General features: G+C 67.9%; 10 protein-coding genes. All 10 read right to left on the bottom strand.

Going from position 1 to position 14,266, the window contains the following annotated elements:
* Window positions 1–2: 2 nt before the first annotated feature.
* Window positions 3–875: a hypothetical protein gene (locus ABD817_RS02005; protein WP_344914354.1), complete on the bottom strand. Its 873-nt coding sequence runs from the start codon at window positions 873–875 to the stop codon at window positions 3–5.
* Between the two features lie 690 nt (window positions 876–1,565).
* Window positions 1,566–2,687, bottom strand: a complete 1,122-nt coding sequence (locus ABD817_RS01995) for a glycosyltransferase family 2 protein (protein WP_344914352.1) — start codon at window positions 2,685–2,687, stop codon at window positions 1,566–1,568.
* 288 nt (window positions 2,688–2,975) lie between these two features.
* Window positions 2,976–3,863 (bottom strand): hypothetical protein, encoded by an 888-nt coding sequence (locus tag ABD817_RS01990; RefSeq protein WP_344914350.1) that lies wholly within the window; start codon window positions 3,861–3,863, stop codon window positions 2,976–2,978.
* Window positions 3,864–3,873: 10 nt separating this feature from the next.
* Window positions 3,874–4,041 (bottom strand): DUF397 domain-containing protein, encoded by a 168-nt coding sequence (locus ABD817_RS39515; protein ID WP_425583224.1) that lies wholly within the window; start codon window positions 4,039–4,041, stop codon window positions 3,874–3,876.
* A 373-nt stretch (window positions 4,042–4,414) separates the two neighbouring features.
* Window positions 4,415–5,746, bottom strand: coding sequence for a UDP-glucose dehydrogenase family protein (locus ABD817_RS01985; protein ID WP_344914348.1), 1,332 nt, complete (start codon window positions 5,744–5,746; stop codon window positions 4,415–4,417).
* A 38-nt stretch (window positions 5,747–5,784) separates the two neighbouring features.
* On the bottom strand, window positions 5,785–6,954 hold the full coding sequence (locus tag ABD817_RS01980; protein WP_344914346.1) for a right-handed parallel beta-helix repeat-containing protein: 1,170 nt from the start codon (window positions 6,952–6,954) through the stop codon (window positions 5,785–5,787).
* On the bottom strand, window positions 6,938–8,914 hold the full coding sequence (locus ABD817_RS01975; protein ID WP_344914344.1) for a right-handed parallel beta-helix repeat-containing protein: 1,977 nt from the start codon (window positions 8,912–8,914) through the stop codon (window positions 6,938–6,940). Before ABD817_RS01975 ends, ABD817_RS01980 begins: the two co-directional genes overlap by 17 nt.
* A complete protein-coding gene (locus ABD817_RS01970) occupies window positions 8,911–11,226 on the bottom strand; it encodes a right-handed parallel beta-helix repeat-containing protein (protein WP_344914342.1) in 2,316 nt (771 codons plus the stop codon). The genes ABD817_RS01975 and ABD817_RS01970 overlap by 4 nt, the downstream gene beginning before the upstream one ends.
* A 1-nt stretch (window position 11,227) precedes the next feature.
* Complete coding sequence (locus ABD817_RS01965) at window positions 11,228–12,478, bottom strand: glycosyltransferase family 2 protein (RefSeq protein WP_344914340.1); 1,251 nt, start codon at window positions 12,476–12,478, stop codon at window positions 11,228–11,230.
* A gap of 524 nt (window positions 12,479–13,002) precedes the next feature.
* Window positions 13,003–14,259: an RNA polymerase sigma factor gene (locus ABD817_RS01960; RefSeq protein WP_425583262.1), complete on the bottom strand. Its 1,257-nt coding sequence runs from the start codon at window positions 14,257–14,259 to the stop codon at window positions 13,003–13,005.
* Between the last annotated feature and the right edge of the window lie 7 nt (window positions 14,260–14,266).

Genomic DNA, 14,266 nt, shown 5'->3' with positions numbered 1-14,266 from the left:
GCTCACGACGATAGCCGCTGAGGGCCTGCGACAGCCGCGTCAACGACCGACCGAAGACGTATGGTTACTTCCGCAAGGTACTCATACCTATCGTGCTCCTCGTCGCTAGAGGAGACGGCCGCCTCAAGGTGGTGGATGCTTTCCACGAGAGGACCAGAGGGGGAGGAGGAAGAATCCGCCTCTCGGATCCGAGTGAGCGCCGACCGGGCCTCCTCGATCCATGTCGGTGGACTGAGGGGGCCATCCAACCGCCCAGAAGTGGAGCCTGCACCGATCCACTCAAGCGCTTCCTCCATCTCGATATGAAGCTCTGAGGTGGAGAATAGGGGCCGTCCGATATCGCGTAAGCGAGGTTCGACATCGCCGATCAGCGTATTCCAGCGCATTCGGATTTCAGCTAAGGCGCCACGGACGTCCAGGGGACTCCCCCAGCAGGCGTTCCATGCCCTGACGCAGCGGTCGCCCTGCGTGATGACCTGCTCCAGAGCCGAAGCAAGTTGCTGCTGGTCAGTTCTGTTCAGAGCGTCGAGCCAGTTCTTGATGGCCATAATAGTCTCGTTGTGAGCTGCCCAGAAGGCATCGGACGCAGCCCCATGATCAGAGGGCGAGCTGTGAACACGCAGCCCCACTGCCACCACCGACATGCGGTGAGAAAGATCCGAAGCGAGGCCCGAGAGAGTGCGCCACTGCTGGTGATCCATCTGGAAAATGGACACACGATGCAAGACTATGATCGCCACGGGTACGGCGAAGCAGAAACCTGTGAGCGAGGACAGCAGGTTTGTGAGGAAAGGGCTGTTTTCCCAGAGCCCGATGGAGTCCCCCATGAGGCCGATCGCGAGAATGATGACACCGAAGCTGGCCAGCAGCAGCACTGCGATCCGCAGAGCACGCGGCGTAGCTGTCCACCATTCGGCTCGGCTCTGCCGAGGCCGCCGTGAAGGTGAACTGGTTGACAGGTACCTCACCCGCCTTCGTCTTGGAACGATAAGAGACTGCTCTGCGCAGAGCGTAGCGAACAGCTATCGTTTCGACACGATCATGCATTTCACGCCGGGGGTCAGCTATTCGGTCGGCACGAGATCCTCGCTATATGCACGTGCAAGAGCTTGATCAAATCCATGGAATTGGTGGCTGATCGGCTGACGGTGGAACTGATGCAGACCGAGATCAAACGCTGGCTGGATCTAGAAGCGCGTCTGCCTTGACGTGCAATATACGTGCAATGATCAAGGCGGTCGCCGCGGTGGGAGGAAGCGTCATCGCAGGTCAGTAGCCATAAAGCGCAAGGAACGGTCACGGGCTGTAAAACCGTCGGCTCAGCCTCCGCAGGTTCAAGTCCTGCACCTGTCACCAGCCAAACCGGCAGCTCAGAGGCCCTCCGGGGCCTCTTTTACGTTTCCGGGGGTGTGCAGTCAGATGCCACTTCTGCCCGCCAAGCCAACGCCATGTTGAAGACCTGGCACATCCCCCAGAAACTACGCTGCTGCCCACTTCGCGCAGGTCAGCTCGTCAAAGCCATCCCCGTCCTTCAGACCCGCGAAGCGGAATGAAATACGTTCAACTCAGTCGCCGGCCACCGGGTAGCGGCTGAAGATTTCGGCTCGCTGTGTTGCTGACGGCCGGTGGAAGTAGAGCAGCTCGCCGGGGGTGTCCACGCACTGGACCAGGCCGGCCAGCTCGGCGTCGTGGGTCTCATCGATGATGAGAAGATCGCTCGTCGCACCGCGGGCCGCCAACTCCACCGTCGCGGCGTCGACCGTGTCCTCCTTGACCACCACGAGCTGGTAGGTGACGGGCACCGGCAGCCGGCCATCGAGGGCCCGTGCGGCGAACTCGAAGCAGCGCATCGCCTCCACCCAGCCGATCCGCCGGTCAGCGGGGTTCATGGCCAGGCCGACGATCGACTGGATCGCTACTTCGGGCGCTTGATGCTTGGCCATCATGTAGGCGAGATTGCGGACCCAGTCGCTGTACATTCCGGCGTCTATTCCCCGGCGCTGCTGGTGGTAGGCCACGGCCGAGACGTTGAAAGCGAAGGCCAGTCCCGCCTGCCGCAGGCGATACCCCAGGTCGGTGTCCTCAAGTCCCCAGCCGAGAAATGCCTCGTCGAAACCACCGAGCCGGCGTAGGTGCTCGACGCGCACCGAGGCGTTGCAGGTGAACAGGAGATGCCAGCAAATGGCGAGCCGGTTCATGTTGCCCGAGAATTCGGCCAGCACCCGCTCGCGCGGATCACCCCAGGCGACGGCGGGCATGGCGTCAAAGGTGAATTCGCGGCTGAGGCGCTCCTCGTCGAAGTCTCCGTCTCCGAGGTCCGGACGGGGGCCGATCACCACGAGATCATTCCTGAGCCGGTGATAACGGACGTGTTCGGCGAGATAGGTCGGCCCGACCACCGTATCGGCGTCGACCATGACGATGAGCTCCCCGCTGGCCTTGGCGATGGCCGCGTTACGGGCGGCTGCCCGGCTCGACCGATCGGTGCGCGGAAGGTAGAGGTAGGTCAGATTGTCACGGCCTGCCAGCTCGGCGACCATCTCGCCGGTACCGTCGGTGGAGCCGTCGTCGGCGACGACGAGCTCGAAGGAGTCTTCCGGATCGAGCACGCTGTGCGCGAGGGTGTACAGCAACAGGCGCAACTTGCTCCGCACGTTGAAGGCTGGAATGACGACGCTGACCTTCACGGAGCCTCCTGTGAATGGGCGACAAAGGATGACCGGCACGGTCACGGACACGTCGAACGCCTTCGCGACCAGAATTATCAACCGTCCGCAAGCCCAGTGCAACGATTGTGGGTGGGCGAGTAGGGCCACGGCCTCGTGGACATCGCGCCAGGCCCGACTTTGAATCCGGCCGTGAGGTTTCCCCTGTGGTCCGGACACCGGCGGTGTGCCATCGGGTTCGGGGTCGTGTTCCCGTCAGGACAAACCGGAACGAACCAGACGAACGTAAACGAAGCAGAACGAACTAAGTCACGGTCCGGTCGTGAAGTGGGATGGCGGGCGGGGCTGGAGGGTGGTGGTGGCCTGGAGGAGGATGGCGGCCGGGACACGGGGTCCGGCCTTCACGATGATCGTGGCGTCATCGCGGTCGATCACGTAGGTGGTGCCGGTGTCCGTGGCTCGCCGCCATGTCCGAGGGCCCGCCGGTTCGTACGCGGAGTCCTCGCCGGGCGGGTCCACCCGGGAGCGGACGGTCACGGCGATGGTGGAGGCATCGCGCTCGGCAGGGGTGGCGGCGCGATGGAGTGCCGACGGGCGGAGGAGATACCGCAGGCCGCCGGGTCGGGTGGAAAGGCGTTCGATCGTGTAGGCGGGCAGGTCGGGAGCGATCAGTGGGATCTCAAGGTCGGGGAGGCGAGATCGTGGTGCCGCCATCGGTATCGGCGGGGGGCCGCCCACGGCCATCAGCGGCAGTTGCTGCCACCACCAGGGCCTTCCCGGCGTGGTGAGCAGGGCGGTCAGCCCGTACGCGAGGGCGAGGGCGACGGAGGCGGCCGTCAGCGGGTTTCCGATGATCTGGGAGGCCACTGTGGTGAGGGCGATCCCGAAGACGATGCCCACGATCGGGGCCGGCAGGGCGACATGCCAGGCGGGCCGCACGCGCAGCGCCCACAGCGACGGCCAGGTCATGACCAGCGAGAACAGCACGACTCCCGCGACGATGCCCACCCCCTGACCGAAGCGGCCCCAGCCGGGATTGCCGCCCGAGCCGTCGTACGGGATGACGGCCAGCCCGGCCTGGGTGATCGCCCAGACGAGCGGCGGAAGGAGAAGGCCGACAAACGCGGCGGCCATCGTACGGAGCACGAATGGCTGCGCGGTGAAGCGCTCACCGGTGGAGCGCGCGGAGTGAGTCACGTGATACGAGTCAGAGATTCCCGTTACGGATGTCTTTGAGGGAGTCTCGCCAGGCCGCCGGGGTGGAGGCCGGCATCGGGCCGGATGGGTTCACGGTCACCTCTACGCGGTCGTCCCGGTCAGGACCGCTGTAGTCGCTCCTACGCCACGCGGTGCCGGTCAGGCCGGAGGGGGGCATGGGCACTCCTTACCGCGGCGACACACCGCCGACTCATCGAGGGACGAGCACACACCGGCGGGGCGCTCGAAGGTCAGTTTAAAGTTCCGCACCTGATTCGTCGCCTTTGCATGGTGAACCGTCCCGAGTTCCGTGGTGACACGGCATCCGCTCTCGACGCCGAGCGAGAGGGGACATCTCCGTGGAAGACCCCGCCGAAGTAATGCCAGGCGGGGTCTTCCACGGTGTGCGGGTGGTTCCGTGAGGATCGGCCACTCGGGGCTGCTCGGTTACCCGGTCACTCGGTTACTCGGTCACATGACCACATCCGACGTCGTTCACGGGCGTCGTTCGCAGGCGTCGTTCACGGGCGTCGTTCACGGGCGGCTGTGGCTCAGGGGCAGCCCAGTGCCCGGTATTCCCAGCCCTCCGCGCGCCAGGTGTTCGCGTCGAGCGCGTGCCGGCCGTCCACGATCCGGGTGTGCTTGACCACCTTCGCCAGCGCCGAGGGCTCGATCTCGCGGAACTCGGCCCATTCGGTGAGCAGGACCACCACGTCCGCGTCCTGGGCCACGTCCAGCGCGCTCGTGCCGTACCTGAGCTCCGGATAGGTGCGGCGCGCGTTGTCCAGCGCGGCCGGGTCGTACACCCGGACGTTGGCGCCCAGCCCGTGCATGGTCCTGGCCACGTCCAGCGCCGGGGCGTCCCTGATGTCGTCGGAGTTGGGCTTGAAGGCCGCGCCCAGGCAGGCGACCCTCTTGCCGGCGAGCTGGCCGCCGAGCAGTTCCCTGACCAGGTCGATGGTCCGGGAACGGCGGCGTCGGTTGATCGCGTCGACCTCGCGGAGGAAGGAGACGGCCTGGCCGACGCCGATCTCCTCCGCCCGGTGCGCGAAGGCGCGGATGTCCTTGGGCAGGCAGCCGCCGCCGAAGCCCAGGCCGGGCTGGAGGAACCGGCCGCCGATCCGGTCGTCGTAGGCGAGGGCCTTGGCCAGGTCGCGGACGTCGGCCCCGGTGGCCTCGCAGACCTCGGCCATCGCGTTGATGTAGGAGATCTTGGTGGCCAGGAACGAGTTGGCGGCGACCTTGACCAGCTCCGCGGTGGCCAGGTCGGTGACCACTACCGGGGTGCCGAGGTCGAGGATCGGCTGGAACGCCGCGGCCAGCCGCTCGTGCGCCCACTCCGAGGCGACGCCGAACACGAGCCGGTCGGGCTTGAGCGTGTCGTCGACCGCGAAGCCCTCCCGCAGGAACTCCGGGTTCCAGGCGAGTTCCACCTCCTCTCCCGCCGGGGCCAGCTCGTGCAGCAGGCCGGCCAGGCGGGCGGCGGTGTTCACCGGGACGGTCGACTTGCCGACCACCAGGCAGCGCCGGGTCAGGTGGGCGGCCAGGTCGCGTACGGCGGCGTCGACGTAGCTCAGGTCGCAGGCGTCCGAGCCCGGCTGCTGGGGGGTGCCGACGCAGACGAAGTGGATGTCGCCGTGCTCGGCGGCCTCCTCGTAGGAGGTGGTGAACCGGAGCCGGCCCGACGCCAGGGCCTTGCTCAGCAACTCGGGCAGGCCGGGCTCGAAGAACGGTACCTCCCCGGCCTGCAGTCTTTCGATCTTCTTGCTGTCCACGTCGAGGCCGACGACGTCGTACCCCAGTGACGCCATGCAAACCGCGTGCGTCGCCCCGAGGTAGCCGGTTCCGATCACCGTCAGTCGTGGGAGCTCGGCTTCGCCCATGTCCGTCTTTCCTATCTACTCAGTCCTTGGGGCCGTGTTTAGGAGCAGTCGCCGGTCTTGGAAATCGTGCCGCCGGTGACCTTGTTGTCGCAGGCGATCGTGTTTCCGCCGGCTGTGTCGTTGATGCCGATACCGCCTGAATTGCCAAGATTGATGATGTTGGCTCGGAACACGTTGCCGGTGCCCCAGCCATCAACGATCTTGTGGGTCTGGAAGCCGTCCGCGTTGGTGTTGCTACCGGTATTACCTTGGATGAGGTAGCCGTTGCCCTTGACGTCGACCCAGGAATCGTTGTGCTTGGAACCGCCGAGGGTGGAGCCGTCGAAGACGTTGCCGACGATGTGACCGTCGGAGGTGCCCTCCTTGATGTCGATCGCCTCGGCGGTGGCCCGGATGACGTTGCCGCGCACGATGTTGCGATCGCTGCGGTCCATCTTCCCGCCGGAGTATGACGCCCAGTTGCTCTCCGCGGTGCCGAGGTAGACGCCCTCGCCGAACTTCTCCCGGCGCAGCCCGGTCGCGTAGATCATGCAGTACTGGACGGTGTTGTCGCTGCTGAAGTTGCGCAGGTGGATCGCCTCGTCCCCGATGTGGTGGACGGTCAGCCCCTGGATGATCGTGTTGTTGGTCTGGTCGGCCATCACCCCCTTCTGGCTGTGGCGGACGGTGAAACCGACCAGCCGCCAGTGGCTCACCCCGTTGAGGTGGAAGGCGTAGCCCTTCTTGACCCCGCCGCCGTCGATGATCGCCTCGGGCGGGCCGCAGACGAAGATCGGCTCGCTCTCCGTCCCCGAGACCGTCGCCACGAACCGGCCGCTGTAGACGCCGGGCTCCAGCGCGATCACCGCGCCCGGCTCGGCCGCCTCCAGGGCCTCGGTGAGCCCGGCGGCGTCGCTGACGGTCACCGTGGCGTCGGGGCATTCGATCATTCCCTTCCCGGCGGGGACGGCGATGTCGGGCGGGTCCTGCGACGCGACGAACTCCTCCACGTCCTCCTCTTCCTTTTCTTCCTCTTCCTCCGCGGGCGCGGTGTCGTTCTCCGGCTGCGAGGCCGGCGCGTCCGCGCTCCTCGGCCGGATGTCCTCGATGGGGGTGCCCGGACCCTCCCCGCCGCCGAACAGCCCGCGCAGCAGCACCACGACGACGATCGTGATGGCCGCCCCGGCCAGCATTCCCACCAGGGTCTTTCTGTCAATGTCCAGGCGCATCGCTCAAACTCCTCTCCGCTGAGGTCTGGACGGTGGCGGCTCTCAGGGCCCGCGCCGGTCGCTCCTCCATCAGTGCCTGCTTCTCATAGGGATGAACGAAGCGCTGGCCGACCCGCGGGCCGTCGCCGCGCAGTGCCCGGAGCGCCGAGAGCACGATCAGGGAGATCACTCCCATCCAGATCAGGTTCATCGGCTTGGCGATCCGCTTGACCATCGTCCAGAAGCCGGCGGTGTCCTGCCAGCCGTCGGTGTTGTTCTGCTCGACCGTCGTGGTTCCCTTCGCCCGGCTCGTGTCGAGTGCGCTGCGGCCGGCGCCGCCCAGGGTGTTTTCGGTGATCTTGGTGCCCTCGGCCGTGCCGAGCAGTGAGATCGCGTGCAGTGAGGCGGACTCGACCGTGTTGGCGGAGATGGTGGCCTCGGAGTTGCGGAGGTAGATGGCGGTCTGGGTGTCCCGGACGATGTTGCCGCTGATCCGGGCTCCCCGTACCCCGTCGCGGAGCGCGATTCCCTGGCTGCGCTGGCCGGTGAGACGGTTGCCGGTGACCCGGACCCCGGTGGCGTCCTGGCTCACCACGACGCCCATCTCCCCGCCGATCACCTCGGTGGTCTGTACGACGAGCTTGACGCCGCCCTGGATCTCCACGCCGTAGCGGCCGTTGTCCCGCGCCGTGCTGCTGGTCACCGAGCTGCCGCCGAAACTGCGCAGCGACTCCCCGGACGCCGACGGTCCCCGGGCCAGCGGCAGGCCGCTGATGGTGAAGCCGTTGCCGTTGTTGCGTTCGGCCTCCGAGCCGGTGATCGTGACGTTCTGCGTGCCTCTGGACAGGACGAAGCCGTCACCCCTGCTGCCGGTCACGGTGGTGTTCTCGATGGTGGCGTTGCGCGCGAACCGGTGCAACAACACCCCGTGGACCAGGCTCCCGGTGACCGAGACGTCGATGATCCGGGTCTCGTTGGAGGCCGTGATGAAGATTCCGTACGCGTTGCCGGTGATCTTGGTGTCGGTGATGTCGCCGGTGACCAGGTTGGCCTCGGGCATCCGGTAGGAGACCCTGCCCCGGCCCGCTCCGTCGGTGATCTCGATCTGGTTGCCGTCGCCCCTGCTCGGCACGAGCAGGCCGTTGGGCAGGAGCGCTCGCTGCTGGGAGGCGGTCGCCTGCGGCGTCGGGGTGGGCGACGATCGCGGGAGGGAGGGCTCCGAGGGGGTGGCGGGGAGGGCCACCAGGTCCGCGCCCTGGGTGGGGCGGTCGCTGCCGGTCAGCGCCAGCCCGCCGGTCGGGCCGCTCCAGAATCCGAGATACTCCACCACCGCGTGGCTCATCTTGAGTTCCCCGCCGACCACGCGCAGGTAGGCGCGCCCGTCGGAGACCTTGGTGTCCGCCGTCCTCTCCTGCGCGTTCCAGCTCGTGATCCGCACCGGGTTGCGTGCCGAGCCGTTGATCCGGATGTTCGCGCCGAAGCCCACGATCGAGACGAAGGCGCCGGGGTCGCTGCGCATCCGGATCACCAGCGGGCCGGTCGCGTTCTGGAGCACCAGTTTGGCCCCCGGACCGGCGAACAGGTTGATGCCGAGCACGTAGGAGTCGTCCGACTGCTTCTGGAAGTACTCCTGGCCCAGGCGTTCCAGGTCGGCGATCCGGTACGGCTCGCGGCGCTGCGGCAGCACGAGCGTCTGGCCGTTGGCCGAGCTGGAGATGTGCGGCACGCGGGATCTCGCGGCGGCGGGCCCGCCCCGCGCCAGCGCCGAGGACAGCGTCGCGCGGGTCTGCATGATCCGCAGATCCTCCTGGTCGACGAGGGCCGACTGCTGCTGGGCCTCCGCCTGGGACACCTCGTTGACACCGGGAGGCGGGGCGGGACGATCGATGTAGGAGAGGTACGCCCAGGTGCCGGCCGCGGACAGGACCAGCACCAGGACCATGAGGAGGGAGCGGCCCTTCCGCCGGCGGGGGCGGCTCATCCCCTGCCTCCCACGGGGGTCGAGTCGGCGTGCAGCGACGACGGCTGCAGGCGCCGCGGAGGATGTCCGGCGGGGGGCGCCGAGCGGTCCGGCGCGGGTGGGGTGGGCTGGCGCAGCAGGGTGAACCGTCCCTCGGCGAGCAGTCGCTGCTGCTCGTAGGGGTTGCGGATCCCCCCTCGGCGTTGCCGCCGTTCGAGGACACCGCGGGATCGGATCGCCGACACGATCACCAGGAGGATGACCCCCGCCCAGATCACGTTCATGGGCTTGACGTAGCGTTTGGCCTTGACCCAGAACGACGACGTGTCATTCCACTGGTCCTCGTCGTTGTTGTGCTTGTTCACCGTGTCACCGGCCCGCGCGATGCTGATCGCGCTCGTCCCCGAACCGATGACGGTGTTGCGGGTCACCTCGGAGCCGGTGGCGTCGCCGACCACGGTGATCCCGTGGGCCTTGGGAGTCGACAAGGTGGTGATCTTGTTTCCGACGATCATGCCGACGGAGTCGCGGAGGTAGATCCCGGTGACGGTTCCCGTGATCGTGTTGCCGGCCACGTGCGCGCCGGTCGCCCCGTCGCGCAGCGCGATCGCCTGGCGGCGCTGGTTCGTCAGCTTGTTGCCGGAGATCTGCACCCCGCTGGCGCCCGCGCGGACCACGATGCCCATGTCACCGCCGATGACCTCGCTGGTCTGCACGGCGAGCCGGCTGCCGCCGAGCACCTCGACGCCGTACCTTCCGTTGTCGCGGGCGGTGCTGTTGCTGACCGAACTGTCGCCGTAGACGGCGAGCGACTCGCCGCTCGCGGACGGGCCGCCCGCGAGCGCCTGCCCGTTGAGCGTGAAACCGTTGCGCTTGTTCCGCTCGGCCAGGCAGTCGACGACCTTCACCTTCTCGGTCGCCCGCGACAGCACGAAACCGTCACCGCCGCTGCCGATCACCTCGGTCGCCTCGATCGTCGCGTTCTTGGCGAACCGGTGCATGAACACGCCGTGCACCAGACTGCTGATGATCTTGTTGTTGATGATCTGTGTCTGGTTCGAGCCGGAGACGAAGATCCCGTAGGCGTCGCCGGTGATGACGCTGTTCTTGATCGATCCGGACACCAGCTCGTCGGCGAGCACGTGTGAGGCGGTACCGGGGCCGATCGGGATGGTCTCCACGTCGCCGAAGTTGCCCCCGCTCCGCTCACCCCGCTTGGTGTTCGCCAGCCGTTCCTGCTTGTCCTGGTGGCGCTGGTCCTTCGTCCGGTGCCGGTAGACGCTGGCCGGTCGCTCGGTGCCGGTGAGCGCGATGCCCCCCGTACGGCCGCTCCAGAATCCCAGGTGGGAGACCTGCGCGTGGGTCATCTCGAACTCGCCGCCGACCGCCCGGATGTAAGCCCGGCCGTCGGTCGTGGTCGTGTCCGGCTTCTTGGTCCGTACGTCCCAGCTGGTGATCCGCACCGGTCTCTTGGCGGTGCCCTTGATCTCGATGTCGCCGCCGAACGCGACGATCGAGCTGAACGAGCCGGGCAGACTGCCCATCCGCAGCGTCAGCGGACCGCGCAACTGCAGGCGCGCCCCGTCGGCCACGAAGACGTGGACGCCGAGCAGGTAGGAGCCGTCCTTCAGCCGCCGCAGGTACCGGCCCTTCTCGACGGCCGCGAGGTCCTTGAGGGTGTACGGGGTCTCGGTGTTGCGCGAGGGCAGCACCAGCGTCCTGCCGTGCGCCGACACGAAGACCTGCGGCTGCTTGCGCTGGGCGGCCGCGATGCCACCGGCCTGCAGCATGGCCGTGAGCGCGGCCCGAGTCTGGATGATCCGCTGGTCCTCGACGTCCACCAGGGTCGCCTGCGCCTCGGCGTCGCCCGCCGTGAGGGTGCCGGCCTTCAGGATCGCGTCGTCCGCCATGATCGCGTCTTCGACCAGAGCCGGGGGAGCCTCCGTGGCCGGTTCCTCCGTCGGAGCCGGTCCGGAGGTCGAGGCGGGTCCGGAGGTCGGGGCCGGACGGGTGGTCGGTGACGCGTCGTCTCTCGTGGCCGGGCCGGTCGTCCGGGTCGCACTGGCCGTCGGAGACGGTTTGACGGTCGGAGTCGCGGTGGCCTTCGGCGGAGGGTCGTCCTCGGGGGAGGGCTTGGGGTCGGGCACCGGCTCGTTCAGGAACGGGTTGTCGTCCGGAGTCGCGCTACCCGTCGGAGTCGGGTCGTTCCCCGGGAGCACTTCGGAGTCACCCGGGGGGTTGGGGGAGGAGAGGGCGGCAGCGGCGGCCGGCCCGACCCCCAGCCCGAACGCCAGTGCCACGGCGCCCAGCAGAACAGGGATGGGACGTGCCATCTCAGGCCATTCCCTTGAGGGTGGCGGCGCTCTGACCCGCCCCGCCCACCTGGTCGGAGGTACGGGTGAGCCAGCCCTGCTTGTTCATCGTCAGGAACGCGTACAGCTTGATCGGCAGCGCGATCATGATGACCACCAGGCAGAGCAGCGGTAGCAGCAGGATCTCCCCGGGGTGGCGGCGCAGGTGCGACCAGCCGCGTACGCCCCGGCCGAGGAGCAGCCAGCCGACGGCGAGCCCGATGCCCAGCGGGGTGAGCTCAAGCCTGCTGAAGAACAGGTAGGCGAGCGTGACGCCCATGGTCACCGGGGTGAGCAGGATCTGCAGCACGGTCACCTTGGTGACCAGCGGGGTCTTCCACAGCCATCCCTTCCACAGCGCGGTCAGGTAGCAGCGGTAGGAGTTCCGGCTCCACCGGACGCGCTGCTTGACGAAGGCGCGGAAGGAGTCGGGGAACATCGAGATGGCACGGGCCGAGGACTGGTGCACGGTCTTGTACCCGGAGGCGAGGACCAGCCAGGTGAGCCGGCCGTCGTCGCCGGCGATGCACCGGCGGCCGAGGAAGAACTCGTTCTCCAGGTGGGTGAGGACCGGGAGGATGGCCTCGCGCCGGTAGGCGGCGGTCCGGCCGGACAGGCAGGCCACCCCGCCCCTGCTGCCCATCGCCGGCACGTAGTCGTAGTAGCGCAGGTTGACCAGCCAGTCCGCGATGCGCCGCCAGACGCTGCTGGTCCGCTGGAACACGTTCTGCTGGGTGCCGACCCCGCCGACCGCCGGGTCCTCGAAGGGCATCTGCACGGCGGCCAGCAGGCCGGGCTGCCACCAGGTGTCGGAGTCGGCGAAGACCACGACCTCGCCCCGGGCCGCCCGGATGCCCACCCCGAGCGCGGAGCGCTTGCCCGAGTGCTCGAACACCAGGACACGCAGCCGGGGGTCTGTCACCTCCCGGAGCTTGGCGTGGCACTCGGTGTCCGCGACGTCCACAACTATGATCACTTCCTGCGGATCCTGGGCCAGCCAGCTGGCCAGGCAGCGCACCAGGATCTCGGCGTCCTCCCGGTAGGAGGGGACGACCACGGAAACCGTGGTCCGGTAGCCGTTCACGACGGGTTTGGCCAGCCGGGACAGCACCACCCGATAGACCCACAGCCCCCAGACGAGCAGACCGGCCAGTCCCAGGGGGATCAGGTCTCGCCAGGTTCCGTTGGCGCTGGAGCGAACGAGCCATTCATAGACAGCATCAAACCAACCCAAAACGGACTCCACTGATCTTCTTGGGCGAGTCATCCCAAGATGCCCATAAGGCCACGGGGGAAAGGCACCTTATCCGATAGCTCGGGACATTACTGGCACACCCTCTCTAGATATCTTGGAACGGTACAATCGTTACAGGATTGACGGGGTTTTCACATGGTGTGACCGGGGATGATGAGGTGGGGTCAAGATCATTGGGATCCCACCGGAGTTCGCTCCTGTGTTCGTGAAGATCCAGGTGAAATGTCCGATAGATGCTCGTGTGTCGCTTTTGGGGCGACGGTGAAAGTTGAGGGTTCGGGCGAGCTGGAACTCCAACTATCTTGAGGAGGTCCAGCGAAATGATCTTCATCTGCGGGGGGCGTCGGGTTCCGGCCGGGATTCGTGCCGTTTTGTGGTCGTCGCGGACGGCCGCCATGCCGTGCCCTTGAGGCGTCTTTCCGCCGCTGCCAGGCGATCCCAGCCGGCGGCGGTCGCACGACTCGCTCCGGCAGCTCCGGACGATCTATCTGTTTCGGTACGGCTTACGCGGGCTGTTCCGGTGTGGTTCGTTCCGGCCGTTCCGGTGCGGTGAGCCGGGCGGCGCGGGTGGTGAGGTAGTCGCGCTCCGGAGCGCTCGTCGTGCGGCTCGCCGCCGCGCGGTAGTCCTCGACGGCCGCCCGCCGGTCACCGGCCATCTCCAGGAGGTGGGCCCGTGCCGTGTGGAAGCGATGGTGTCCCGTCAGGCGGCCGTCGGCATCGAGCGCCTTGAGCATGTCGAGGCCGGTCGCGGGACCGTGTGCCATGGCGGCGGCGACGGCACGGTTGAGCGAGACCATGGGGTTGTCGGACATGCGTTCCAGCAGGCCGTACAGCGCCAGGATCTGCGGCCAGTCGGTCTCCTCGGCCGTCGCCGCCTCGTCGTGGACCGCGGCTATCGCCGCCTGGAGCTGGTAGGGGCCGACCGCGCCCTTGGACAGGGTGGCGGTGATGAGCGCGATGCCCTCGGTGACGGCCTCGCCGTCCCACAGGCTCCTGTCCTGCTCCGCCAGAGGGATCGGGGTGCCGCCCGGGTCGGTACGGGCGGGGCGCCGGGCGTCGGTGAGCAGCATCAGCGCGAGGAGCCCGGCCACCTCGCAGTCGTCGGGGAGCAGGCCGTGGGCCATCCTGGCCAGCCGGATCGCCTCCCGGGACAGCTCCACGCGCTGCAGGTCGGGGCCGGCACTGCTGGCGTAGCCCTCGTTGAAGACGAGGTAGAGCACGTGCAGCACCGAGCCGAGCCGTCGCGCCCGTTCCGGGGGAGCGGGCATGCGGAACGGGACCCCGGACGCCTTGATGCGCTGCTTGGCCCGGCTGATCCGCTGCGCCATGGTCGGCTCGGGCACCAGGAAGGCCCTGGCGATCTCGGCCGTCGTCAGGCCGCCCACGGACCGCAGGGTGAGGGCGATCGCCGACGCCGGGGTCAGCGCGGGGTGGCAGCACAGGAACAGCGTGGTGAGCGTGTCGTCCCGGTCCGTCTCGTACGTGTCGTCCGCCGCCGGGGCCGTCCGCCGGTCGGAGGGCGCCTGGGTGGCCACCAGCTCCTCCCGGCTGCGCCGCGCCTGCTCGCTGCGGAGCTGCTCGATCATCCGGCGGTACGCGACCTGGATGAGCCATCCGCGCGGATTGGCCGGGACGCCCTCCGCCGGCCACTGGGCCGCGGCGTCGATCAGTGCCTCCTGGACCGCGTCCTCGGCGGCGGCGAAGTCTCCGAAGCGCCGGGTGAGCACGCCGACGACCTGCGGCACCAGCTGGCGCAGCAGGTCGTTG

This window comes from Streptosporangium oxazolinicum, from assembly GCF_039537505.1.
GTDB lineage: Bacteria > Actinomycetota > Actinomycetes > Streptosporangiales > Streptosporangiaceae > Streptosporangium > Streptosporangium oxazolinicum.
Note: the sequence above shows the minus strand (reverse complement) of the source record. Positions and strands in the feature narration are given on the sequence as shown.

What these genes read in the sequence shown, in the direction of transcription:
- ABD817_RS01985 (WP_344914348.1), bottom strand. Translation starts at nt 5,746, where the DNA reads ATGGGCGAAGCCGAGCTCCCACGACTGACGGTGATCGGAACCGGCTAC.
- ABD817_RS01970 (WP_344914342.1), bottom strand. Translation starts at nt 11,226, where the DNA reads ATGGCACGTCCCATCCCTGTTCTGCTGGGCGCCGTGGCACTGGCGTTC.
- ABD817_RS01975 (WP_344914344.1), bottom strand. Translation starts at nt 8,914, where the DNA reads ATGAGCCGCCCCCGCCGGCGGAAGGGCCGCTCCCTCCTCATGGTCCTG.
- ABD817_RS39515 (WP_425583224.1), bottom strand. Translation starts at nt 4,041, where the DNA reads ATGCCCCCCTCCGGCCTGACCGGCACCGCGTGGCGTAGGAGCGACTAC.
- ABD817_RS01980 (WP_344914346.1), bottom strand. Translation starts at nt 6,954, where the DNA reads ATGCGCCTGGACATTGACAGAAAGACCCTGGTGGGAATGCTGGCCGGG.